This is a genomic window from Streptomyces mauvecolor, assembly GCF_039532965.1.
In the GTDB taxonomy this organism is placed as follows: Bacteria; Actinomycetota; Actinomycetes; order Streptomycetales; family Streptomycetaceae; genus Streptomyces; species Streptomyces violascens.
Genome location: NZ_BAAASQ010000023.1, coordinates 385,673 through 407,648, shown reverse-complemented (window position 1 = coordinate 407,648; position 21,976 = coordinate 385,673). Strand labels below are relative to the sequence as shown.

24 protein-coding genes, 1 tRNA gene and 1 riboswitch are annotated in these 21,976 nt (G+C 69.4%); of the genes, 17 read left to right on the top strand and 8 right to left on the bottom strand.

The window, feature by feature from the left end; translation table 11 throughout:
• Window positions 1-141: 141 nt before the first annotated feature.
• Window positions 142-2,532, top strand: a complete 2,391-nt coding sequence (locus tag ABD346_RS29410) for an immune inhibitor A domain-containing protein (protein WP_344379003.1) — start codon at window positions 142-144, stop codon at window positions 2,530-2,532.
• Window positions 2,533-2,668: 136 nt separating this feature from the next.
• Window positions 2,669-2,968, top strand: coding sequence for a hypothetical protein (locus ABD346_RS29405; RefSeq protein ID WP_189966233.1), 300 nt, complete (start codon window positions 2,669-2,671; stop codon window positions 2,966-2,968).
• Window positions 2,969-2,971: 3 nt separating this feature from the next.
• On the opposite strand, the gene ABD346_RS29400 is transcribed toward ABD346_RS29405, so the two are convergent.
• A complete protein-coding gene (locus ABD346_RS29400) occupies window positions 2,972-3,559 on the bottom strand; it encodes an isochorismatase family protein (RefSeq protein ID WP_344379001.1) in 588 nt (195 codons plus the stop codon).
• A gap of 146 nt (window positions 3,560-3,705) precedes the next feature.
• A complete protein-coding gene (locus tag ABD346_RS29395; RefSeq protein ID WP_344378999.1) occupies window positions 3,706-5,034 on the bottom strand; it encodes a nicotinate phosphoribosyltransferase in 1,329 nt (442 codons plus the stop codon).
• Window positions 5,035-5,270: 236 nt separating this feature from the next.
• On the opposite strand from ABD346_RS29395, the gene clpS reads away from it, so the two are divergent.
• From clpS to ABD346_RS29345, 10 genes are all read left to right on the top strand, one after another.
• The gene (gene clpS, locus ABD346_RS29390; RefSeq protein WP_189966239.1) at window positions 5,271-5,576 is read left to right on the top strand and encodes an ATP-dependent Clp protease adapter ClpS; all 306 of its coding nucleotides are present in this window, start codon (window positions 5,271-5,273) and stop codon (window positions 5,574-5,576) included.
• The gene (locus ABD346_RS29385) at window positions 5,576-6,157 is read left to right on the top strand and encodes a DUF2017 domain-containing protein (protein WP_344378997.1); all 582 of its coding nucleotides are present in this window, start codon (window positions 5,576-5,578) and stop codon (window positions 6,155-6,157) included. Before clpS ends, ABD346_RS29385 begins: the two co-directional genes overlap by 1 nt.
• 319 nt (window positions 6,158-6,476) lie before the next feature.
• The gene (locus tag ABD346_RS29380) at window positions 6,477-7,940 is read left to right on the top strand and encodes an amino acid permease (protein ID WP_344378996.1); all 1,464 of its coding nucleotides are present in this window, start codon (window positions 6,477-6,479) and stop codon (window positions 7,938-7,940) included.
• 85 nt (window positions 7,941-8,025) lie between these two features.
• A complete protein-coding gene (locus ABD346_RS29375) occupies window positions 8,026-8,448 on the top strand; it encodes a M67 family metallopeptidase (RefSeq protein WP_053729475.1) in 423 nt (140 codons plus the stop codon).
• A gap of 36 nt (window positions 8,449-8,484) precedes the next feature.
• Window positions 8,485-8,609, top strand: a riboswitch (cobalamin riboswitch).
• A 38-nt stretch (window positions 8,610-8,647) separates the two neighbouring features.
• Complete coding sequence (locus tag ABD346_RS29370) at window positions 8,648-9,628, top strand: ABC transporter substrate-binding protein (RefSeq protein ID WP_344378994.1); 981 nt, start codon at window positions 8,648-8,650, stop codon at window positions 9,626-9,628.
• Between the two features lie 5 nt (window positions 9,629-9,633).
• The gene (locus ABD346_RS29365) at window positions 9,634-10,662 is read left to right on the top strand and encodes a FecCD family ABC transporter permease (protein ID WP_344378992.1); all 1,029 of its coding nucleotides are present in this window, start codon (window positions 9,634-9,636) and stop codon (window positions 10,660-10,662) included.
• Window positions 10,659-11,453, top strand: a complete 795-nt coding sequence (locus ABD346_RS29360) for an ABC transporter ATP-binding protein (protein WP_344378990.1) — start codon at window positions 10,659-10,661, stop codon at window positions 11,451-11,453. The genes ABD346_RS29365 and ABD346_RS29360 overlap by 4 nt, the downstream gene beginning before the upstream one ends.
• Window positions 11,454-11,530: 77 nt before the next feature.
• Window positions 11,531-11,659 carry a putative leader peptide gene (locus ABD346_RS29355; protein ID WP_264198279.1) on the top strand — a complete coding sequence of 43 codons (129 nt, stop codon included), beginning with the start codon at window positions 11,531-11,533 and terminating at the stop codon, window positions 11,657-11,659.
• 121 nt (window positions 11,660-11,780) lie between these two features.
• Complete coding sequence (locus tag ABD346_RS29350) at window positions 11,781-12,113, top strand: MoaD/ThiS family protein (protein WP_344378987.1); 333 nt, start codon at window positions 11,781-11,783, stop codon at window positions 12,111-12,113.
• Window position 12,114: 1 nt separating this feature from the next.
• Window positions 12,115-13,065 carry a PLP-dependent cysteine synthase family protein gene (locus ABD346_RS29345; protein ID WP_189966260.1) on the top strand — a complete coding sequence of 317 codons (951 nt, stop codon included), beginning with the start codon at window positions 12,115-12,117 and terminating at the stop codon, window positions 13,063-13,065.
• A 28-nt stretch (window positions 13,066-13,093) separates the two neighbouring features.
• Here the strand turns inward: ABD346_RS29345 and ABD346_RS29340 are convergent, their stop codons facing one another.
• On the bottom strand, window positions 13,094-13,555 hold the full coding sequence (locus ABD346_RS29340; protein WP_344378985.1) for a type II toxin-antitoxin system PemK/MazF family toxin: 462 nt from the start codon (window positions 13,553-13,555) through the stop codon (window positions 13,094-13,096).
• 344 nt (window positions 13,556-13,899) lie between these two features.
• Between ABD346_RS29340 and ABD346_RS29335 the strand changes: the two genes are divergently transcribed.
• Complete coding sequence (locus ABD346_RS29335; protein ID WP_344378984.1) at window positions 13,900-14,652, top strand: MBL fold metallo-hydrolase; 753 nt, start codon at window positions 13,900-13,902, stop codon at window positions 14,650-14,652.
• A gap of 65 nt (window positions 14,653-14,717) precedes the next feature.
• On the opposite strand, the gene ABD346_RS29330 is transcribed toward ABD346_RS29335, so the two are convergent.
• Window positions 14,718-15,983, bottom strand: coding sequence for a PTS transporter subunit EIIC (locus ABD346_RS29330; RefSeq protein ID WP_344378982.1), 1,266 nt, complete (start codon window positions 15,981-15,983; stop codon window positions 14,718-14,720).
• A 359-nt stretch (window positions 15,984-16,342) separates the two neighbouring features.
• A complete protein-coding gene (locus ABD346_RS29325) occupies window positions 16,343-17,638 on the bottom strand; it encodes a PTS transporter subunit EIIC (protein ID WP_344378981.1) in 1,296 nt (431 codons plus the stop codon).
• A gap of 232 nt (window positions 17,639-17,870) precedes the next feature.
• Here ABD346_RS29325 and ABD346_RS29320 point away from each other — a divergent pair, with 232 nt between their 5' ends.
• The 4 genes from ABD346_RS29320 to rdgB all read left to right on the top strand — a co-directional run bounded on the left by ABD346_RS29320 (window position 17,871) and on the right by rdgB (window position 20,449).
• Entirely contained in the window at window positions 17,871-18,104 is a 234-nt protein-coding gene (locus tag ABD346_RS29320) for a PTS sugar transporter subunit IIB (protein ID WP_053729485.1), read from the top strand.
• A 468-nt stretch (window positions 18,105-18,572) separates the two neighbouring features.
• Window positions 18,573-19,310 carry a ribonuclease PH gene (gene rph / locus ABD346_RS29315; RefSeq protein WP_344378978.1) on the top strand — a complete coding sequence of 246 codons (738 nt, stop codon included), beginning with the start codon at window positions 18,573-18,575 and terminating at the stop codon, window positions 19,308-19,310.
• Between the two features lie 118 nt (window positions 19,311-19,428).
• Window positions 19,429-19,803: a hypothetical protein gene (locus tag ABD346_RS29310; RefSeq protein WP_344378977.1), complete on the top strand. Its 375-nt coding sequence runs from the start codon at window positions 19,429-19,431 to the stop codon at window positions 19,801-19,803.
• A 43-nt stretch (window positions 19,804-19,846) separates the two neighbouring features.
• Window positions 19,847-20,449, top strand: coding sequence for an RdgB/HAM1 family non-canonical purine NTP pyrophosphatase (gene rdgB / locus ABD346_RS29305; protein WP_344378975.1), 603 nt, complete (start codon window positions 19,847-19,849; stop codon window positions 20,447-20,449).
• 48 nt (window positions 20,450-20,497) lie between these two features.
• On the opposite strand, the gene ABD346_RS29300 is transcribed toward rdgB, so the two are convergent.
• The 3 genes from ABD346_RS29300 to ABD346_RS29290 form a co-directional block, all read right to left on the bottom strand.
• Window positions 20,498-20,581: transfer RNA gene (locus ABD346_RS29300), tRNA-Leu, on the bottom strand.
• Window positions 20,582-20,624: 43 nt separating this feature from the next.
• A complete protein-coding gene (locus ABD346_RS29295; protein ID WP_344378973.1) occupies window positions 20,625-21,284 on the bottom strand; it encodes an HNH endonuclease in 660 nt (219 codons plus the stop codon).
• A complete protein-coding gene (locus ABD346_RS29290) occupies window positions 21,281-21,928 on the bottom strand; it encodes an HNH endonuclease signature motif containing protein (RefSeq protein WP_344379132.1) in 648 nt (215 codons plus the stop codon). The genes ABD346_RS29295 and ABD346_RS29290 overlap by 4 nt, the downstream gene beginning before the upstream one ends.
• Window positions 21,929-21,976: the final 48 nt, after the last annotated feature.

The window sequence follows — 21,976 nt, the reverse complement described above, 5'->3', positions numbered from 1 at the left end:
ATGTACTTGGCACGAACAAGTCAAGATCTGTCTTTTCTTTGGCAACTCCGGTCCAATGTCGTCACTTGAGACGCGTGTCGCGCACCGGAACCAGCCCCTCACCCCCCGGTTCCTGCCGGCCGCGGGGGAGGAAAACATCAAGTGACCAGCAGCAGGAAGGCGGCAAGAGCCGCCGCCGTGCTCGTGGCTCTCGCCACGGCCGGCGCCACGGGCTCGGCATACGCCACGGCCCAGGCGGACTCGAAGGCTCCGGCACCCGTCGTCCGCCAAGACCCGTCCACGGCCAAGGGTCAGGAGCACAACCTCAAGGGCCCGTTCAGCGACCAGCAGGCCCAGCAGCGCCAGGCGGCGCTGGAGCAGGTCATCTCCGGCAAGAAGAAGGTCGAGAAGAAGGACGGCTCCGACGTCGTCAAGCTCGACGACAACAAGTACGTCGAGCTCGGCCGGCAGAAGACCGACAAGATCTTCACGATCCTCGTGGAGTTCGGCGACCAGGTCGACAACACCACGATGTACGACCCGGACGGCCCGGACGGCCCCAAGCCGCCCCAGCCCAAGTACGGGGGCACCCCCGGCCCGGCGCACAACCAGATAGCCAAGCCCGACCGGGCGAAGGACAACTCCACGGCCTGGCAGGCCGACTACAACCAGAAGCACTACCAGGACCTGTACTTCGGTACGGGCCAGGGCGTCAACTCGCTGAAGACGTACTACGAGAAGACCTCCTCGGGGCGCTACTCGGTCGACGGCCAGGTCACCGACTGGGTCAAGATCCCGTACAACGAGGCCCGTTACGGCTCCAACTACTGCGGCCAGACCAACTGCGCCAGCGTGTGGGACACCGTCCGCGACGGCGTCAATGCCTGGGTCGCCGACCAGAAGGCCAAGGGCCAGACGGACGCGCAGATCAAGGCGACCCTGGGTCAGTACGACCAGTGGGATCGCAACGACTACAACAACAACGGCAACTTCAACGAGCCCGACGGCTACATCGACCACTTCCAGATCGTGCACGCCGGCGAGGACGAGTCGGCGGGCGGCGGTGCCCAGGGCACCAACGCCCTGTGGGCGCACCGCTGGTACGCGTACGGCACGGACGCGGGCAAGACCGGCCCGGCCAACAACAAGGCCGGCGGCACGCAGATCGGTGACACCGGGATGTGGGTCGGCGACTACACGATGCAGCCGGAGAACGGCGGCCTCGGTGTCTTCGCCCACGAGTACGGCCACGACCTCGGTCTGCCGGACCTCTACGACACCACCAACACCGCCGAGAACTCGGTCGGTTTCTGGTCGCTGATGTCGGCGGGCTCCTGGCTCGGCACCGGCAAGGACTCCATCGGGGACATGCCCGGCGACATGACCGCCTGGGACAAGCTCCAGCTCGGCTGGCTCAACGCCGAGACGGTGAAGGCCGGTACGGACAAGACGGTCAAGCTGGGTGTCTCCGAGTACAACACCAACGACAAGCAGGCGCTTGTCGTGGAGCTGCCCAAGAAGGAAGTCACCACCACCGTCGTGAAGCCCGCCGAGGGCTCCAAGCAGTGGTGGAGCGGCATGGGTGACAACCTCAACAACACCCTGACCCGCAGCCTCGACCTGACCGGCAAGTCCAAGGCGTCCCTGGACCTCTCGGGCTGGTGGGACATCGAGAAGGACTACGACTTCCTGTACACCGAGGTCTCCACGGACAACGGCGCCAGCTGGAACGCGATCGACGGCACCGCCGACGGCAAGGCCATCACCCGCGACTCCAGCGACAAGCCGGCCCTGACCGACGCCTCGGGCGCGTACAAGAAGCTGTCGTTCCCGCTCGACAAGTACGCGGGCCAGAAGATCCAGCTCCGCTTCCGCTACCAGACGGACGGCGGCGCGGGCGGCAAGGGCTTCACGGCCGACGCGATCACCGTCACCGCTGACGGCGCGGCCGTCGTGACCGACGGCGCCGAGGGCGACGACAACGGCTGGACGGCGAAGAACTTCACCCGCATCGGCGAGTCGTTCACCAACGACTACCCGCAGTACTACATCGCGGAGAACCGCCAGTACGTCTCGTTCGACCAGACCCTCAAGGTCGGCCCGTACAACTTCGGTTTCTCGGGCACCCGTCCCAGCTGGGTCGAGCACTACCCGTACCAGAAGGGCCTGCTCATCTGGCTCTGGGACACCTCGCAGAAGGACAACAACGTCTCGGCCCACCCGGGCCAGGGCCTGATCCTGCCGATCGACGCGCACGCCAAGCCCCTCAAGTGGGCCGACGGCACGATGCTCCGCAACAAGGTCCAGCCCTTCGACGCGCCCTTCAGCTGGTACCCGACGGACAGCTTCACGCTGCACAAGGCGGACGTCGCCACGAAGATCAAGTCCCAGATGGGCGTGCCGATCTTCGACGACCACCACGGCACCTACTGGTACGCCGAGAACCCGACCGGGAGCGTCAAGGTTCCTGACACCAAGACCCGGATCTCGATCGTCAACCAGCCGCTGGACGGCTCGACGGTCACCGTGAAGGTCGGCTCCTCGATCAAGTAATTCTAAAAACCGCAGGTCAAACCATGATCGGCCGTCGCCCTCTAGCGGGGCGGCGGCCGGTCGTGTTTAGGTGCGTCCTACGAGTCCTTATTGACAGCGGGTCCAACGCGTCGTCTTACAGGGGGAGTGGTCCGGCATGCCCGGCGGAGGTTATTGCAAGCTGCCAGGGGGCAGCGTGGTCGTCGCGCTCACGCTGCCGAACCCGGCCGCACCCGGCACGAACGTGCGCGTCCTGGTGCACGCCGTCAACCGAGCCCGCGCCCTGACCAGGCTGCGGAACCTCGGTCTGCGGGCGGTCTATCTGCGCGGCCAGACCGAGCCGCCCACGCTGGACGAGATCACCGCCGTCCTGCACCATCCGGACGGCCTGCTGTGGCGCACGGCCCCGGAGACGACGGAAGAGCTCTGGCACCCGATACGCGCGCTGCTCAGGTAGGCCCTAGACGACCGGCTTGCCCGACAGCTCGACCCCGGCCGCCCGCATCTCGTCCAGGGCCGACGAGGTGGTGTGCTCCGCCACCCCCGCCGTCAGGTCGAGCAGCACATGCGTGGCGAACCCGGCCCGCACCGCGTCGAGCGCGGTCGCCCGCACGCAGTGGTCGGTGGCGATGCCCACCACGTCGACCTCGGTGACCTGGCGGGCCCGCAGCCAGTCGGCCAGCGAGACGCCGTTCTCGTCGAGCCCCTCGAAGCCGCTGTACGCGGCCGCGTAGGCGCCCTTGTCGAAGACCGCGTCGATCGCCCCGCAGGCGACCGCCGGTGCGAAGTTGGGGTGGAAGCCCACGCCCTCCGTGCCGGCGACGCAGTGCGGCGGCCAGGAGTGCTCGAAGTCGGGGGCGTCCGAGAAGTGCGCGCCCGGGTCGATGTGGTGGTCACGGGTCGCCACCACGTGGCGGTAGGCGGACCCGGCCGCCTGGCCCACCAGGTCGGTGATCGCGGCGGCGACGTCCGAGCCGCCCGCGACCGCGAGGGAGCCGCCCTCGCAGAAGTCGTTCTGGACGTCCACGACGATCAAGGCGCGGTGCATGTCGGCTGTCCTTCGGTCTGCGGGCCCGGTGAGCTGTTCTTCGAGCGGGCTGTTCTTCGAGCGTAGAGACTTCGATCGGCGCGCGGCAGGGGGCAAACGGGGGCGGAAACCCTGCCGCGCGCTTGAGCCGTACGGCTCGGATGCCCTCAGACGTACTCGGTCGGGATGACCGGCTCGCCGCGCGAGAGCTGGCTCGCGGACATCGGCAGCGCGGCCAGCGCGTCGATGTGCCGCTCCCGGGCGCTCTCCAGCGGCTCGCGAGCCACCACCGAGCCGCCCTTGACCAGCTCGACCAGGAGCTGGCGGTCGGCGAGCGCGGTGGGTACGGCACCGGTGCCGATGACCTCGGCCTCGGCGATCCCGTACGCGTCCGAGCGGCGCGCGGCCCACTTGCGGCCGCCGATCGAGGTCTTCGCCCCGAGCGACTTCTTGGCGACGGGGATCAGCGGGGCCTTCGGGTCGGCGGACTGGGCGCGGGCGACCAGCTTGTAGACCATCGAGCAGGTCGGGTGCCCGGAGCCGGTGACCAGCTGGGTGCCGACCCCGTACGCGTCCACGGGGGCCGCCGCCAGTGAGGCGATGGCGTACTCGTCGAGGTCGGAGGTCACCACGATCTTGGTGTTGGTCGCGCCCAGCTCGTCGAGCTGCTGGCGCACCCGGTGGGCGACCAGGAGCAGGTCGCCGGAGTCGATGCGGACCGCGCCGAGCTCGGGCCCGGCGATCTCGACGGCGGTGCGCACGGCCTCGGCGACGTCGTACGTGTCGACCAGGAGGGTCGTGCCGCGGCCGAGCGAGTCGACCTGGGCCCGGAAGGCGTCCCGCTCGCTGTCGTGGAGCAGGGTGAAGGCGTGCGCGCTGGTGCCGACGGTCGGGATGCCGTAGCGGAAGCCGGCCGCGAGGTCCGAGGTGGAGCTGAAGCCGCCGACGTAGGCGGCCCGCGAGGAGGCGACCGCGGACAGCTCGTGGGTGCGGCGCGCGCCCATCTCGATGAGCGGGCGCCCGCCGGCCGCGGCCGACATCCGCGAGGCCGCGGCCGCGATCGCCGAGTCGTGGTTGAGGATCGAGAGGATCACGGTTTCGAGCAGCACGCACTCGGCGAAGGAGCCCTCGACGCGCAGGACCGGCGAGCCCGGGAAGTAGACCTCGCCCTCGGGGTAGCCCCAGATGTCGCCGCTGAAGCGGTACGAGGAGAGCCAGTGCAGGGTGGGCTCGTCGACGATCTTGTTCTCGCGCAGGAAGCCGAGCACGCCCGCGTCGAAGCGGAAGTTCTCGACGGCGTCCAGGACGCGCCCGGTGCCGCCGACCACGCCGTACCGGCGGCCCTCGGGCAGGCGGCGGGTGAAGACCTCGAAGACCGAGCGCCGCCCGGCCGTGCCGGCCTTCAGGGCGGCCTGGAGCATCGTGAACTCGTACTGGTCGGTGAAGAGCGCGGTCGACGGCACGTCCACCGGCAGCCCGAGGTCCGGGGCATTCACAGCGAGCCACCTCGCACTTTCGTCCGGGCCGGGCACACTCCGGCCGGGGGTTTCGGGGACCGCCCCCGAAAGAGGGGGCATGTGGGGGATGCTACCCCGAATACTCGTCACTTTGACGATTTCTAGGGGCCCGTTTGTGCGATGACCCGCCCCGGGTGGCAGCATGGAGGCCGTGGCTGTGATTTCCGGGGGTGCCCCCGGACCACTGGCAGAAGAGACGAAGGTCGCCCAGAGCCGTGAGTGTTGCCCCCGTAGAGATCGAACGCCCCGAGTCGGCGGAGCAGAGCCGGCCCGTCGCCGAACCCGACGTGCCCTGGGTGACGCTCGTGCACAACGACCCCGTCAACCTCATGAGTTATGTGCAGTACGTCTTCCAGTCCTACTTCGGCTACTCGAAGGACAAGGCCCACAAGCTGATGCTCGACGTGCACCACAAGGGACGGGCCGTGGTCTCCAGCGGCAGCCGCGAGGAGATGGAGCGCGACGTGCAGGCGATGCACGGCTACGGGCTCTGGGCGACGCTCACCCAGGACCGCGGCTGATGGCCGGTCACTTCGAGGCCCTGCCCCGCGGCGGCGCCGCCGTCGCGCTCGACGAGGTCGAGATCGCCATCCTGCGCTCGCTCGCCGTCCAGCTGCTCGAACTCATCGGGCCCGGCGACGAACCGGCCGAGGACGCGGACCCGCTGGCCGCCCTGTTCGCCGAGGGCCCGAGCGAGCCGCCCGCCGACCCGGCGCTCGCCCGCCTCTTCCCCGAGGCGTACGCGAGCGAGGAGAGCGACGAACTGCGCGCCAAATCGGCGGAGTTCAGGCGCTTCACCGAGAACGACCTGCGCGCCCGCAAGCGCACCGACGCCCTCGCGGTCGTGCACGGCCTCGACGCGCTGAGCCCCAAGGGCGACGGCGGAGCCGTCCTCAAGCTGACCGCCGAGGATTCACAGCACTGGCTGGGCGCGCTCAACGACCTGCGCCTGACCATCGGCACCCGCCTCGACGTCACCGACGAGGAGGAGAGCGAAGAGCTGTACCGGCTGCCGGACGACGATCCGCGCAAGCCGATGGTGATGGCTTATTTGTGGCTGGGTGTGCTCCAGGAAACACTCATCGAGACGCTCATGCCCTGACCGATCGTCCGGCGGATGGCCGTTCGCTCAGCGGACGCTCAAATCCGTATAACGATCCTGTCACCACAACGACCTGCTTTGTGGCGCAAAGGGACCTTTGTCCGCTTCTTCCTGTGGTGTGCGCCACAGTGGCCGATAGGGATCACCCATAAGGCCGTGATAAATCTTCACGACCACCCGGGGACGCCACCCATGTCCCCGGGGGCGCTTTGACCGGCTGACCGCCGGTGGCACTCCATCCACATCCGGGGGGATCAGGACCTGATCCGTCGCTTCGTGACCGAGGCGGACGGGTCAGCATGGAGAAAGGCGCACCACCATGACCTCAGCGCAGGTCGACAAGCACGACGACCGTCCTGCCGGCAATGAGGCCGCGGGGACCGCCCACAGTTCGAGCGAGGGCTCGGGCGAGGGATACCAGCGGGGCCTCGGGGCCCGGCAGATCCAGATGATCGCGATCGGCGGTGCCATCGGCACCGGCCTCTTCCTCGGCGCGGGCAAGGCCATCTCGAAGGCCGGCCCCAGCCTCATCCTGGCCTACGCCATCGCCGGCCTGGTCATCTTCTTCATCATGCGCGCCCTCGGCGAGCTGCTCATGTACCGCCCGGTGTCGGGCTCCTTCTCGGAGTACGCCCGGGAGTTCGTCGGCCCGTTCTGGGGCTTCGTCACCGGCTGGACGTACTGGCTCTTCTGGGTCGTCACCGGCATCACCGAAGTCACCGCGGCCGCCCAGTACATGGCCTTCTGGACCCACAGCAACGTCCCGCAATGGCTGTACGCGCTGGTCTTCACGCTCATCCTGTACGCCGTGAACCTCATCTCCGTGAAGCTCTTCGGTGAGCTGGAGTTCTGGTTCTCCATGGTCAAGGTGACCGCCATCGTCGGCATGATCCTGATCTGCGCCGGCATCCTGACCGTCGGCTTCTCCGACGCCGCGGACACCGCCACCGTCGCCAACCTGTGGAACGACCACGGCTTCTTCCCCAAGGGCATCGGCGGCACGCTGATGACCCTGCAGATCGTCATGTTCGCCTTCCTCGCCGTCGAGCTGGTCGGTGTGACCGCGGGCGAGTCCAAGGACCCCGAGAAGACCCTGCCCAAGGCCATCAACACCGTGCCGTGGCGCATCGCCGTCTTCTACATCGGCGCCCTGATCATGATCCTGTCGGTCGTCCCGTGGCACGAGTTCCAGCCGGGCGTCAGCCCCTTCGTCGCGGCCTTCGAGAAGATGGGCCTCGGCGTCGGCGCCGCCATCGTCAACTTCGTCGTCCTCACCGCGGCGCTCTCCTCCTGCAACTCGGGCATGTACTCCACCGGCCGCATGCTGCGCGACCTCGCGCTCAACGGCCAGGGCCCGAAGGTCTTCACCAAGCTCACCAAGAGCGGCACCCCGCTGGTCGGCACCACGGTCTCCGCGGCGCTCATGCTGGTCGGCGTGTGGATCAACTACGTGGCGCCCGGCAAGGCCTTCGACTACGTGGTCTCCTTCGCCACCATCTCCGGCATGTGGGCCTGGATCATGATCCTGGTCTGCCAGATCCGCTACCGCCGCCTGTCGGACACCGGCGCCCTGCCGCAGTCCAGCTTCCGCGCCCCCGGCGCCCCGTACACCAGCTGGTTCGCGCTGATCTTCATCTTCATGGTCATCGTGATGATGGGCATCGACAAGGACTCCCGTGTCTCCCTGTACTGCGCGCCGCTGTGGGGCCTGATCCTGGGCGTCTCCTACCTGGTCCTGAAGGCCAAGAACCCCGAGAACAAGGCGTTCGAGAAGCGCAGCTAATGCTCTGACCTGGGCGTTCTCACCATTCGGGCCGGTACGTATCGACTGTCGATACGGACCGGCCCGTCTGCTTATCCTTGCCGACATGCTGACCATCACCCAGGCCCTGTACGACCAGCTCGTGGCGCACGCCCGCGCCGACCACCCCGACGAGGCGTGCGGTGTGGTCGCGGGCCCGGCGGGCACCGGCCGCGCCGAGCGCTTCATCCCGATGCTGAACGCGGCCCGCTCGCCCACGTTCTACGAGTTCGACTCGCAGGACCTGCTGAAGCTGTACCGCGAGATGGACGACCGCGACGAGGAGCCGGTGATCGTCTACCACTCCCACACCGCGACCGAGGCGTACCCCTCCCGCACGGACGTGACGTACGCGAACGAGCCCGGCGCGCACTACGTCCTGGTCTCGACGGCGGACACGGACGGGGCGGGGGAGTTCCAGTTCCGCTCGTACCGGATCGTGGACGGCGTGATCACGGAGGAAGACGTGAAGGTGGTAGAGGCGTACTGACCCTCAGGGGTCGACCCGTACCATCTATACGCAATCTCGAACATTCGGGCGGCAGGACCCAGGAAGCCGGTGTGAATCCGGCACGGTCCCGCCACTGTGACCGGCCCCGTGGAAACCCGCGGGGCCGGAAGCCAGGAACTGACCTGCCGCCTTCTCCCGACGACAGGGGACGTGGAAATCCCCTTGGAGGAGCTCAGCCATGCTCTGGCGCCGCGCGGCCCTGGCCGCCGCCCTGCTGTTCCCACTGGCCGCCTGCACGACACAGGCGCGGCCCGAGGCCCAGGGCCGCTCGGCCCCCGGCTTCCCCTACACGGTCACCAACTGCGGCGTGACGACGGCCTTCACCGCCCCGCCGAAGCGAGCCGTGACGATGAACCAGCACGCCACGGAGGTGATGCTGGAGCTGGGCCTCGCCAAGTCCCTGGTGGGCATGGCCTACCTGGACGACAAGGTCCTCCCGGAATACGAGCAGGCATACCGCTCGGTCCCCGTCCTGGCGAAGGAATACCCCTCCTACGAAAAGCTCCTCTCGGCCAATCCGGACTACGTGTACGGCGGCTACGCGTCCGCCTTCGCGGCGAACGAGGGCCGGGGCCGCGAGGCTCTGGCCAAGAGCGGCATCAAGTCCCGCCTGAACGTGGAGAACTGCCCCAAGGGCGCCGCGACGACGATGAACGAGGTGTACGACGAAGTCCGCGAGGTGGGCCGGACGTTCGGCGTGCCGGAGCGGGCGGAGTCGTGGGTGAAGGCGGCGGAGGCCACGAACGCGCGGACACAGGCGGCCCGCAAGGGCGCGGCCCCCGTCCCGGTCTTCGTCTACGACAGCGGGGACAAGACGGCGTTCACGGTCGGCGGCAAGGGCATCGGCAACGACATCGTGACGCGGGCCGGCGGCCGCAACGTCTTCGCGGACGACCTCAAGGACACGTCCTTCGGCGACGCGAGCTGGGAAAACGTGGTCGCCCGCGCGCCGGAGGCGATCCTGATCCTGGACTACGGCGGCACGAGCGTGGAAGCGAAGAAGCAGCGCCTGCGCGACGACCCGGCCCTGGCATCCGTCCCGGCCGTCAAGAACAACCGCTTCGCGGTCCTGCCGCTGTCGGACATGGTGACGGGAGTCAGAGCACCGGACGCGGTGGCGAAGCTGGCGAGCCGGCTCCGCCCGGGGGCGGGGGAGTGAGCGGGGTGACCCCGCGTTGGCGGTACCCCCTTGTGATCGGGGGGCTCGCAGCCGTTCTGGCCGCCGGCGTCGTCGGCGGGCTCGCGCTCGGGTCGGTGCGGATACCGGCCCACGAGGTGCTGGGGATCGTCACCGGTTCGGCGGAGCCGGGACCGTACCGGACCATCGTGCTCGACGTCCGGCTGCCCCGCGTCGTGCTCGGGGCCGTCACGGGGGCCGGGCTCGCCGTCATCGGGACCGTGCTCCAGGCCCTCGTACGCAACCCCCTCGCCGACCCCTTTCTGCTCGGCGTGTCCAGCGGGGCCGCCGCCGGGGCCGTCGCCGTGATCGTGCTCGGGGTGGGGGCCGGGGTGGCCACCACCGTCGCCCTGCCCGCCGCCGCCTTCGCGGGGGCGCTCGCCGCCCTGGTCCTCGTGTACGCACTGGCCGGGCGCGGCGGCTCCATGACGGGCGGCCGCCTGGTTCTCGCCGGGGTCGCCGTCTCGTACGTCCTGTCCGCGCTGACCAGCCTGATCCTGGTGACCTCGGCCAGCGCCGAGCACGTACAGGAAGTCCTGCACTGGACGCTCGGCGGACTCGGCGGCGCCCGCTGGGACATGCTCGCCCTGCCCGCCACGGCCCTCACCCTCGGCACCCTCGTCCTGATCGCCCTGGCCCGCCCCCTGGACCTGCTGCTCGTCGGCGAGGAGGGCGCCACCGTGCTCGGCCTCGACACCGGCCGGTTCCGGGCGGGAGTGTTCGTGCTCGCCTCCCTGCTCACCGGCGTCCTCGTCGCGTACAGCGGAGCCATCGGCTTCGTCGGCCTGATGGTTCCGCACGCCGCCCGCATGGCGGTGGGCGCCTCCCACCGCACCCTGCTCCCCGTCGCGGCCCTCGGCGGCGCCGCCTTCCTCGTCCTGGCCGACCTCGCCGCCCGCACCGTCGCCGCCCCGCAGGACATCCCCGTCGGCGTGCTCACCGCCCTCACCGGCGGCCCGTTCTTCCTCTGGATGCTGCGCGGCCGCCGGGCCGGCGCGGAAGGCAGCCCCGCGTGACGACCCTGCGCACCGAGTCGCTCGCGTACACCACACCCCAGGGCCGCGAACTGCTCTCCGGCATCACCCTGGACGCCACCGACGGCGAGACCGTCGCCCTGGTCGGCCCCAACGGCAGCGGCAAGACGACCCTGCTGCGCTGTATCTACGCGACCCTGCGCCCCACCACCGGCCGCGTCCTGCTCGACGGCGCCGACCTGCACACGATGCCGGCCAAGGCCCGCGCCCGCCGCATCGCCACCGTCCCGCAGGACGCCGACGCCGGCGGCATCGAGCTGACCGTCCGCGAGATCGTCGCCATGGGCCGCTCTCCGCACCACCGCTTCTGGGAGGCCGACACCGCCGCCGACGACACCCTTGTGCGTGAGGCCCTCGCCCGCGTCGGCATCGCGGACCTGGCCGCCCGCCCCTTCCCCTCCCTCTCCGGCGGCGAACGCCAGCGCGCGCTGGTCGCCCGGGCCCTCGTGCAGCAGCCGGACGTCGTCGTCCTGGACGAGCCGACCAACCACCTGGACATCCGCTACCAGCTCGAAGTGCTGTCCCTGGTAAGGGAGTTGGGCACGGTCAGCCTGCTCGCCCTGCACGACCTGAACCTCGCCGCGTACTACTGCGACCGCATCTGCGTCCTGGCCGGCGGCCGCATCGTCGCCGCGGGCCCGCCCGCCGACGTCCTCACCGCGGAACTCCTGAAGGAGGTGTACGGAGTGAACGCCGAGGTCGGCGTCCACCCGGTCACCGGCGCACCCACCGTCGTCTACCTGCCGCCCGCAAGGCCAAGGACCACACCCTGACCGCATCCTGAGCGGAATCCGTCCAGGATGCGAGATCACATTCCGGGAAGCGGACCGGGAATCTATACGATGACCCCATGGTTTCGAACGACGTGAGCGACAAGACGCCGAGCAGCGGCCCCGCCCTGCTGCTCGTGGCGCGGCTGCACGTCGACCTGTGCCGTCTCGCCAGCGCGATCTGTACGGCCCGCGCAGCCGCCGTCTGACGCCGCGCGCCCCGCGGCAACGCACCGAACGCACCACCGCACGCCCGACGGCGTGCGGCGCGCGGACCCGAGCCCGACCCGCGCCCACCTGCCTCTCCCTTTCAGATCAGGAGCCCACGCCATGGCCATCGAGGTCCGCATCCCGACCATCCTCCGCACCTACACCGACGGCGCCAAGGCCGTCGAAGGCAGCGGTGCCACCCTCGCCGACCTGTTCAACGACCTCGACGCCCGGCACACCGGCATCCGCGAGCGCATTGTCGACGGCGACAGCCTGCGCCGCTTCGTGAACGTGTACCTCAACGACGAGGACGTCCGCTTCCTCGACGGCATCAACACCAAGCTGGCCGACGGCGACAACGTCACGATCCTGCCCGCCGTCGCCGGAGGATCTGTCGCGGCGCAGCCGCGTCCGGCCGGGGTGGTGGCCGGGCGACGGGCGGGAGCTGTCTGACATGCGCTACGACTCCGCTCTCGCCGCGGTCGGCAACACCCCGCTGGTCCGCCTCCCGCGCCTGTCCCCCTCGGACGACGTACGGATCTGGGCCAAGCTGGAGGACCGCAACCCGACCGGTTCGATCAAGGACCGGCCGGCCCTCCACATGGTCGAACAGGCCGAGAAGGACGGCCGGTTGACGCCCGGCTGCACCATTCTCGAACCCACCAGCGGCAACACCGGCATCTCCCTCGCGATGGCCGCGAAGCTCAAGGGCTACCGCATCGTGTGCGTGATGCCGGAGAACACCTCCCAGGAGCGCCGCGACCTGCTCGCGATGTGGGGCGCGGAGATCGTCTCGTCCCCGGCGGCGGGCGGCTCCAACACCGCCGTACGGGTCGCCAAGGAACTGGCCGGACAGAACCCCTCCTGGGTGATGCTCTACCAGTACGGAAACCCGGACAACGCGGGCGCCCACTACGCCACGACCGGCCCGGAGATCCTCACCGACCTGCCCTCCATCACCCACTTCGTGGCCGGCCTCGGCACCACCGGAACGCTGATGGGCGTCGGCCGCTACCTGCGCGAGAACGTCCCCGGCATCCAGATCGTCGCCGCCGAACCGCGCTACGACGACCTGGTCTACGGCCTGCGCAACCTCGACGAGGGCTTCGTACCCGAGCTGTACGACGCCTCCGTCCTCACCACCCGCTTCTCCGTCGGCTCGGCCGACGCGGTGACCCGCACCCGCGAGCTCCTGCAGCAGGAGGGCATCTTCGCGGGCGTCTCCACAGGGGCCGCGCTGCACGCCGCGATCGGCGTCGGCAAGAAGGCCGTCAAGGCGGGCACCCCCGCCGACATCGTCTTCGTCGTCGCCGACGGAGGCTGGAAGTACCTGTCGACCGGCGTCTACACCGCACCGACGACCGAGGCCGCGATCGAGACCCTCCAAGGCCAGCTCTGGGCCTGAGGCCCCTCCTGCACGGGACCGGGCCGCGTCACCCCGCCAGGTGGCGGACCTGGTCCCACAGGGTCGGGTCCACCACGCCCACCCGGCGGCGGAACGCCCACACCCCGACCTCGCGCAGCTCGTCGGTCTCCAGGAAGCTGGGCCGTCCGTGCGCATCGGCCACCGTGCCGGGCGGCAGCGGAATGACCCCGGCCCGCTCGTCGTGGTACTTGCTGGTGATCTTCGCGACCGTCACCGCGTCACCCCGCACCCGCAGCACCAGACACGGACGGTCCTTGCCGCCCGGAACATCCTCGTAGGGCACCTCGGCCCACCAGATCTCCCCGGCCTTCGGCAGCCGCCCCGCACCCCGGCCCGTCCCCTCCGGGCGGCCCGGCGGCCGGGTCCGCCCACCGGGCCTGCGCGCGGAACGCCCGCGCCCGTCCATGGCGGCCGCGACCAACGCGAGAGCCACCACGGCCCCCAGCGCCAGCCACCACGACGTGTCCATATCCCAGACGTTACCGGCGCACCACCCACCGCGCGCGCTCCGTGCCAACACCATCCGAACCGGTGACAGCGCAGGTGAGTTCCCCCACAACGGCCCGCTCCAAAGGAGCGAGGGGCCTTGTGGCGCCTTACGCTCGACGCACCGCAGCCCTTCCCCGCGGCCGCCCCGCCTGCCCCGTCCGCCCCCTTCAACGACAGGCTTCGCCTGGCCCCGCCCGCCCGCCCGTCGCCCGACCACCGCCCCTCAACGACAGGCTTCGCCTGGCCCCGCCCGCCCGTCGCCCGACCACCGCCCCTCAACGACAGGCTTCGCCTGGCCCCGCTGTTTCCGGAGGTTCACGCTCCATGAAGCTCACCGTCGTCGGCTGTTCCGGGTCGTTCCCGTCCGCGGAATCGGCCTGCTCCAGCTACCTCGTCGAGGCAGACGGCTTCCGGCTGCTCCTCGACATGGGCAACGGAGCCCTCGGTGAGCTGCAGCGCCACATCGGCCTGTACGACCTCGACGCGATCTTCCTGTCGCATCTGCACGCCGACCACTGCATCGACATGTGCGGCTACTTCGTCGCCCGCTACTACCGCCACGACGGCGGCCGCTGCGCGCCGATGCCGGTGTACGCGCCGGAGGGCGCCGAACAGCGCCTGACCACGGCGTACGCGGACACGCCCTCCGCGTCCTCGATGAGCGAGGTCTTCGACTTCCACACCCTGAAACCGGGCACGTTCGACATCGGCCCCTTCTCGGTGCGTACGGAGCGGGTCTGCCACCCCGTCGAGGCGTACGGCATCCGCATCGAGCACGGCGGCAGCACGCTGGTCTACTCCGGCGACACCGGGGTCTGCGCAGCCCTCGACGAACTGGCCGAGGGCGCCGACCTGTTCCTGTGCGAGGCCTCCTTCACCTACGGCAAGGAGGACATCCCGGCGCTGCACCTCAACGGCCGCGAGGCGGGCCAGATCGCGGCACGCGCCGGGGCGGGCCGCCTGGTCCTCACCCACATCCCGCCGTGGACGGACGGCGAGGTCAACCTGACGGACGCCCGAGCGGCCCACTCCGGCCCGACGGAACTGGCGGCGCCGGGCGCGGTGTACGAGCTCTGACGCTGCACGAGGAAGGCCCCCGGAACCTTTGCGGTTCCGGGGGCCTTCGCATGGCTTCGAGCGGGTTACTTCGCCTCGGCCTTGAGCAGCTCCGCCAGCTCTTCGTCGGACTCGCGGCCCGGCGTCGGCAGGTTGAACTTGGTGATCGCGAACCGGAAGATCACGTAGTAGACCACCGCGAAGCAGAGGCCGACCAGGACCAGCAGCCAGGGCTTGTGTGCGATGCCGAGGTTGAGGAAGAAGTCGATCGCACCGGCCGAGAAGCCGAAGCCGTCCTTCATGCCGAGCGCCCAGGTCAGAGCCATGGAGACACCGGTGAGCACGGCGTGGATCGCGTACAGGACCGGCGCGATGAACATGAAGGTGAACTCGATCGGCTCGGTCACACCGGTCACGAAGGCGGTGAGCGCGAGCGACAGCATCATGCCGCCGACGACCTTGCGGCGCTCGGGGCGGGCGCAGTGCGTGATGGCGAGGCAGGCCGCCGGGAGGGCGAACATCATGATCGGGAAGAAGCCGGTCATGAACTGTCCGGCGGTCGGGTCGCCCGCGAGGAAGCGGTTGATGTCGCCGTGCTTGCCCTGGAACTCGCCCGCCTGGAACCAGGGGAAGGAGTTCAGCAGGTGGTGCATGCCGACCGGGATCAGCGCACGGTTGGCGATGCCGAAGAGGCCGGCGCCGACGGCGCCCGAACCGACCAGCCACTCACCGAAGTTGTGCAGACCGGCGCCGAGGACGGGCCAGATGTAGCCGAAGACGATGCCGATGAGCAGGCCCGCGAAGGCGGACAGGATCGGGACGAGACGGCGGCCGCCGAAGAAGCCCGCCCAGTCCGGCAGCTTGGTCCGGTAGAACTTCTGGTAGAGCAGCGCGACCACGATGCCCATCACGACACCGCCGAGCACACCGGCGTCGACCGGGGCCGCGTTCTGCACGATCTTGCCGTCGACGACGGCGGCGACCTTCGGGAGCTTGTCGTCGGTGAAGGTGGCGAGCACCTTCTGGAAGACCAGGTAGCCGGTGACGGCCGCGAGCGCGGTCGAGCCGTCCGACTTCTTGGCGAAGCCGATCGCGATGCCCACGGCGAACAGCAGCGCCATGTTGCCGAGGATGGCGTTGCCGCCCGCCGCCATGAAGCCGGCGATCTTGGTGACGGCGGTCGGGAACGAGTCCCGGCCCAGCATGTCGTTGTTGCCGAGGCGAACCAGCAGCGCTCCGGCGGGCAGTACCGCGACCGGCAGCATCAGGCTGCGGCCGATGCGCTGCATGACAGCCATCACGCCGGCACCCTTTTTCTTGGCAGCCGCGGGGGCGGCGCTAGCCGTACTCACAACATCCTCCAGTAGGCAAGGCGCCGCCCGGGGGCATGGGAAAATACGGGGGGACGGCGGCGTCTCGGGGGAACGCGGTCAAGCCCGCGTGGTCTACACCATTGAGTGGTGTAGACCAGTTGTAGCACGGTGAGGGATAGATAAGGAACCTTCGTTTTTTGTGGTCTGAGCCATACCCGGCAATACGGGCAAGGCCGACACCGCGCCGTCTCCCCGCCGTGACCATTCCGTAGCCCTCGCCGTGCCCGAACGACCCGCGAAACAACACGCCAAGGCCCCCGGACCGGGCGGTCCGAGGGCCTTGCGGATCCGGGCCGAAAGGCCCGGCGTGCAGAGGTGAGCGGGGGTACGGAGAAGGGCTAAGCCTTGATGTTCTCCTTCTCCAGCTCGTCCTCCTCCGGCTCCCGCCCCGGCGTCGGCAGGTTGAACTTGGTGATCGCGAAGCGGAACACCGCGTAATAGACGACGGCGAAGCACAGACCCACCGGAATGATCAGCCAGGGTTTGGTCGCCAGGCTCCAGTTGATGACGTAGTCGATCAACCCGGCCGAGAAGCTGAAGCCGTCCTTGATGCCGAGCCCCCAACTCACCGCCATGGAAACGCCGGTGAGAATCGCGTGGATCACGTAGAGCAGCGGCGCGATGAAGACGAAGGAGTACTCGATCGGCTCGGTGATGCCGGTGACGAGCGAGGTCAGGCCGACCGACAGCATCATGCCGCTCACCTCCTTGCGGCGGTGCGGCCTGGCGCAGTGCGCGATCGCCAGGGCCGCCGCGGGCAGCGCGAACATCATGATCGGGAAGAACCCGGTCTGGAACTGCCCGGCCGTCGGGTCACCCGCCAGGAAGCGCGGGATGTCGCCGTGCACGACCGCGCCGTCCGGCTTGGTGAAGTCGCCGAACTGGAACCAGATGAAGGTGTTCAGGAACTGGTGCAGACCGATCACCAGCAACGCGCGGTTGGCGACACCGAAGATGCCCGAACCGGCCGCACCCAGGTCGACCAGCCACTTGCTGAAGCTGGTCAGCGCGTCACCGACCGGCGGCCAGATCCACAGACACAGCACCGAGAACACGATCGCGACCCCGGCCATGATGATCGGCACGAGCCGGCGCCCATTGAAGAACCCGAGCCAGTCCACCAGCTTCGTACGGTGGAAGCGCTGCCAGAAGTACGCGGTGAGCAAGCCCATCACGATGCCGCCGAAAACACCCGGATTCTGGTACGTGGCCAGAACGGCCGAGCCGTCCTTGGCGACACAGGCGCCCGCCGCGAGCTTCGCACCGGCGGCACAGTCCTTCGGGAACTGCTGGAGCACCCCGAAGTAGACGAGGAATCCGGCCACCGCCGCGAGCGCGGTCGAGCCGTCGGCCTTCTTCGCCATGCCGATCGCGACACCCACGCAGAACAGCAGAGGCAGCCCGAGCGCGCCGTTGAGCAGGGCGCCGCCCGCGCCGTTGAACACCTTGGCGACGTCGTTCCAGCCGAGCCCGGTCTTGCCGAACACGTCGTCCTGGCCGAGCCGGTTGAGAATGCCCGCCGCGGGCAGCACGGCGATCGGCAGCTGGAGGCTGCGGCCCATCTTCTGCAGCCCCTGGAACAGCCCGTTCCACCACTTGGGCTGCGGCACTGCGGCCGCGCTGCTCGCACTCATCGGCAACCTCCAGGCCTGTGGAAACAGGCCCGCTCGGACGGTCGTTGCACACTGGTGTAGACCAGTTGCGGTATCGTCCGGAGAGGCCCCTCGCGGGACATGGCTCCGGTGATCGCCATCCTTGGCCAGGCGCAATGCGCTCGCGCGCATAGCTGGGCCAAACGTGGGTTAACGTGACAAAGCGGACCTACCGTGGGCCGACACAGCGTTCTTCAAGAACCAGGAGAGACACATGGCCAGCAAGGCTGAGAAGATCGTCGCCGGCCTCGGCGGTATCGAGAACATCGAGGAAGTCGAAGGCTGCATCACCCGCCTGCGCACCGAGGTCATCGACCCGAGCAAGGTCGACGAGGCCGCCCTCAAGGCCGCCGGCGCCCACGGCGTCGTCAAGATGGGCACGGCCGTCCAGGTCGTCATCGGCACGGACGCGGACCCGATCGCCGCGGACATCGAAGACATGATGTGAGCAACCCGCTCAGCGAAGGCCCCTCCCGGCTTCGGGAGGGGCCTTTCGCATGAGGCGAGCTTTCGCACGGAGCGCCCCGCCGCAATGGGGAGGGGCCTTTCGCATGAGGCGAGCCGTCGCGCGGAGCGCCCCGCCGCATGAGGCGAGCCTTTCGCCCGGAGCGCGGTGCGCCCCGCCGCCTCGGAGCCCTCCGCCCCGACGCTTCCCGCCCCCGGCGCCCCCGGGGCTCTGGCTCCAGCCCTCCGACTCCTCAGGCCCCCGTACCCCCCCCGGCCCTCCGGCCCCCGGCCTCCCCCCTCCCACCTTCCTCCCCCCCCGTGTGGGCAATCGTTCCGTAGGGCGATGGGGGTCCCCCTGGCCCTGAAGGCCTTGGGGGAGGGTGGGCACAGGGAACCACCGGCCCGCAGCCGAAGGGGGGTCTGGGGCGCAGCCCCAGGAGCGAGCCGGCCACGGGCTAGGCTCATAGCCATGTCTCGTATCGACGGCCGCACCCCCGAACAGCTCCGCCCCATCACCATCGAACGCGGATGGAGCAAGCACGCCGAGGGCTCCGTCCTCATCTCCTTCGGCGACACCAAGGTCTTCTGCACCGCCTCCGTAACCGAAGGCGTACCCCGCTGGCGCAAGGGCAGCGGCGAAGGCTGGGTCACCGCCGAATACTCCATGCTGCCCCGCTCCACCAACACCCGCGGCGACCGCGAATCCGTCCGCGGCAAGATCGGCGGCCGCACCCACGAGATCTCCCGCCTCATCGGCCGCTCCCTGCGCGCGGTCATCGACTACAAGGCGCTGGGCGAGAACACCATCGTCCTGGACTGCGACGTCCTCCAGGCCGACGGCGGCACCCGCACCGCCGCCATCACCGGCGCCTACGTCGCCCTCGCCGACGCCATCACCTGGGCCCAGGGCAAGAAGCTCGTCAAGCACGGCCGCAAGCCGCTCACCGGCACCGTCAGCGCCGTCTCCGTCGGCATCGTCGACGGCACCCCCCTCCTCGACCTCTGCTACGAGGAGGACGTGCGCGCCGAGACCGACATGAACGTCGTCTGCACCGGCGACGGCCGCTTCGTCGAGGTCCAGGGCACCGCCGAAGCCGAGCCCTTCGACCGCAAGGAGCTCAACGCGCTGCTCGACCTGGCCACCGGCGGCTGCGCCGACCTCACCGCCCTCCAACTCCGCGCCCTGGCCGCGGTGTCCGGAGAGTAAAGAAGCAACCAAGGGGAACGCTTCCCGCGTCATCACGAGTACGGGCGTACGGGCCAACCGTGCGCCCGTCCGTCACTTCCGGAAGCCCTTCCGGAACTCTTGGGGGAGGACCCGACCGATGCGCCGAACCGTGCTCGCCGTCGCCACCGCGGCCCTGGCCGTCACCGTCACCGCCGGATGCGGCGCGGTCGACAAGGCGATCGACTGCGTCAAGACCGCGGACGCCATCGGCAACAGCGTCGACAACCTCGGCAAGGCCGTGAACAACGCCACCGACAACCCCACCCAGGCCGACCAGGCGCTCAACGACATCGACAAAGAGCTGTCGTCCCTGAAGAACAAGACGGACAACGCCGACCTCTCCAAGGCCGTCGACGACCTCAACAAGGCCGTCGGAAACGTCCGTACGGCCATCAAGAACGGCGACAACACCCCCGACATCAGCGGCGTCACGAGCGCCGCCAAGGAAATCGGCAAGGTCTGCACGCCGTAAGCCCGCGGGAGCCGTGCCCGCCGCTTCCCCTGATACTGGGGTCATGACGCGCCTGATCCTCGCCACCCGCAACGCCGGCAAAATCACCGAACTCCACGCCATCCTCGCCGAGGCGGGGCTGCCCCACGAACTCGTGGGCGCCGACGCGTACCCCGAGATCCCCGACGTCAAGGAGACCGGCGTCACCTTCGCCGAGAACGCCCTCCTCAAGGCGCACGCCCTGGCCCAGGCCACCGGCCTGCCCGCTGTCGCCGACGACTCGGGCCTGTGCGTCGACGTCCTGAACGGCGCCCCCGGCATCTTCTCGGCCCGCTGGTCCGGCACCCACGGCGACGACAAGGCCCACCTCGACCTCCTCCTGGCCCAGCTCTCCGACATCGCCGACGAACACCGAGCCGCCCACTTCGCCTGCGCGGCGGCCCTCGCCCTCCCGGACGGCACGGAGCGCGTGGTGGAGGGCCGCCTCCTGGGCACCCTGCGCCACACCCCCGCCGGAACGGGCGGCTTCGGCTACGACCCGATCCTCCAGCCGGAAGGCGAGACGCGCACATGCGCGGAGCTGTCGGCAGAGGAGAAGAACGCGATCAGCCACCGGGGGCAGGCGTTTCGGGCGCTGGTGCCGGTGGTGCGGGAGTTGTTGGGCTGAGCGCCCGGGTACGGCGAAGGGCCACCTGCAAGGGTGGCCCTTCTTGAGTGCGGCCGGTGGGATTCGAACCCACACGGGATTTCTCCCACTGCGATCTAAGCGCAGCTCGGCTGCCAGTTACGACACGGCCGCCAGCCGCCTGCCATGGTAGCGGGCAACGGGGGAGCCGTCATTGCTAGGCGCGTCTCCTGCCTCCCCGGCACCAGGTACTGGTGATCGCGTGGCAGTTGGGGCAGAGCAGCCGCAGGTTCTCGCGCCTGTCGTCGCTCCAGTCCCCGTTGACGTGGTCAACCTCCAGGGTCATGGGCCTGCCCAGCCACTCCGGCCCGGTACCGCACTCGTCGCACCGCTCGAGGACACCGATCTCGTGCAGTGCCCGGCGCAGGTGCACGGTCTTCGTGCGACGCTTGTTGTCGTGCTTCGTCAACACGTCCTCGGCCCGTTTCCTCGGGGTGGTGGGTGGCTTGCCCAGCTGGTGTACCTGTCCGAGGAAGTGTTCCGTGGGGATGGCCTCCTCGGCTATCCACTTGCGCAAGGCTGTCCGCTGGCTCGTCCTGTCCGGTCTGGCGAGGTGCCTGAGGACGCCGGCAAGTGACGTAGAGGCAGCAACCGCGCTGCGAAGTTCCGTACTGGAAGGGCGGTCGCCTACCGGCTGACAACTGCGACGCCGAAAGTGCGAGATGTCGATGCCGTAGTGCGCGAAGCGCTTGAACAGGTAGCGGCGGAGCTGTCCGTGCGGTCGGATGTTGAAGAATGCGATGACCTCGTCGATGTCTCCGCAGGCCTGCGCCGCCTCCGCGAGCCGCTCACGTGTGTAGCGCGGAGGCGAGTTCACTTCGCACCCGCCTTCCTGCCCTTGCCCCGGCCCCGGTAACTGTCCGTTGTGGAATGGCAGTTGGGGCATAGGAACCGCAGGTTCTCGATCCGATTGTTCCGCCAGTCCCCGTCGACGTGATCGACTTCGAGGGGGAGCGGATACCCTCGCCACGTCGGTTCGGTGCCGCACATCGCGCAGCGTTCGGTGATGCCCAGGGATGCCATCGCACGCTTGAGCCGATCACTCGGTATCCGCCGTGCCTTGGCCGGTTCCTGTTCGACGAGCAGCGCTTCGGGCGCCCGCTGCCGGGTCTCCCCGGAGCGCGACGGAGGCCTGAAGTGCGAAGTGTCGATCCCGTACGCCTTGATGCGCCGAGTGATGTTCGTGTGATGACCGCCGACCACCTCGATCCCCAGCCGCCGCAGCACCTCGCACACGCTGGTCGAGGCCGCGACCACCGGCTCAAGAACGTCCCGTGTCCAGCGGGCGCCTTCCCGCTCGAAGTGACCGGAGTCTATGCCCAGCTTCCGCATGCGCTCGCGTATGTAGCGCCGTGATCCGCCCTGGGGGTCGACCCCCAGCTTGGTCAGTGCTTCCGACAGGGTCCGGGACGAGGCGGCCGCTTCGGCCAGCCTCTCCCGGGTGTACGGGCTCGTGCCCATGGTTCCCTCCGCCCCGGCCACGCGTTCGCAGCCTCGTACGGAGTAACG

Bases quoted from the DNA above. Each gene is read 5' to 3' on its own strand.
- ABD346_RS29370 (WP_344378994.1), top strand. From the start codon at position 8,648: ATGCTCTGGCGCCGCGCGGCCCTGGCCGCCGCCCTGCTGTTCCCACTG.
- rdgB (WP_344378975.1), top strand. From the start codon at position 19,847: ATGACGCGCCTGATCCTCGCCACCCGCAACGCCGGCAAAATCACCGAA.
- ABD346_RS29310 (WP_344378977.1), top strand. From the start codon at position 19,429: ATGCGCCGAACCGTGCTCGCCGTCGCCACCGCGGCCCTGGCCGTCACC.
- ABD346_RS29345 (WP_189966260.1), top strand. From the start codon at position 12,115: ATGCGCTACGACTCCGCTCTCGCCGCGGTCGGCAACACCCCGCTGGTC.
- ABD346_RS29400 (WP_344379001.1), bottom strand. From the start codon at position 3,559: ATGCACCGCGCCTTGATCGTCGTGGACGTCCAGAACGACTTCTGCGAG.
- ABD346_RS29405 (WP_189966233.1), top strand. From the start codon at position 2,669: ATGCCCGGCGGAGGTTATTGCAAGCTGCCAGGGGGCAGCGTGGTCGTC.
- ABD346_RS29350 (WP_344378987.1), top strand. From the start codon at position 11,781: ATGGCCATCGAGGTCCGCATCCCGACCATCCTCCGCACCTACACCGAC.
- ABD346_RS29355 (WP_264198279.1), top strand. From the start codon at position 11,531: ATGGTTTCGAACGACGTGAGCGACAAGACGCCGAGCAGCGGCCCCGCC.
- ABD346_RS29290 (WP_344379132.1), bottom strand. From the start codon at position 21,928: ATGGGCACGAGCCCGTACACCCGGGAGAGGCTGGCCGAAGCGGCCGCC.
- ABD346_RS29325 (WP_344378981.1), bottom strand. From the start codon at position 17,638: ATGAGTGCGAGCAGCGCGGCCGCAGTGCCGCAGCCCAAGTGGTGGAAC.
- ABD346_RS29335 (WP_344378984.1), top strand. From the start codon at position 13,900: ATGAAGCTCACCGTCGTCGGCTGTTCCGGGTCGTTCCCGTCCGCGGAA.
- rph (WP_344378978.1), top strand. From the start codon at position 18,573: ATGTCTCGTATCGACGGCCGCACCCCCGAACAGCTCCGCCCCATCACC.
- ABD346_RS29375 (WP_053729475.1), top strand. From the start codon at position 8,026: ATGCTGACCATCACCCAGGCCCTGTACGACCAGCTCGTGGCGCACGCC.
- ABD346_RS29380 (WP_344378996.1), top strand. From the start codon at position 6,477: ATGACCTCAGCGCAGGTCGACAAGCACGACGACCGTCCTGCCGGCAAT.
- ABD346_RS29320 (WP_053729485.1), top strand. From the start codon at position 17,871: ATGGCCAGCAAGGCTGAGAAGATCGTCGCCGGCCTCGGCGGTATCGAG.
- ABD346_RS29385 (WP_344378997.1), top strand. From the start codon at position 5,576: ATGGCCGGTCACTTCGAGGCCCTGCCCCGCGGCGGCGCCGCCGTCGCG.
- ABD346_RS29340 (WP_344378985.1), bottom strand. From the start codon at position 13,555: ATGGACACGTCGTGGTGGCTGGCGCTGGGGGCCGTGGTGGCTCTCGCG.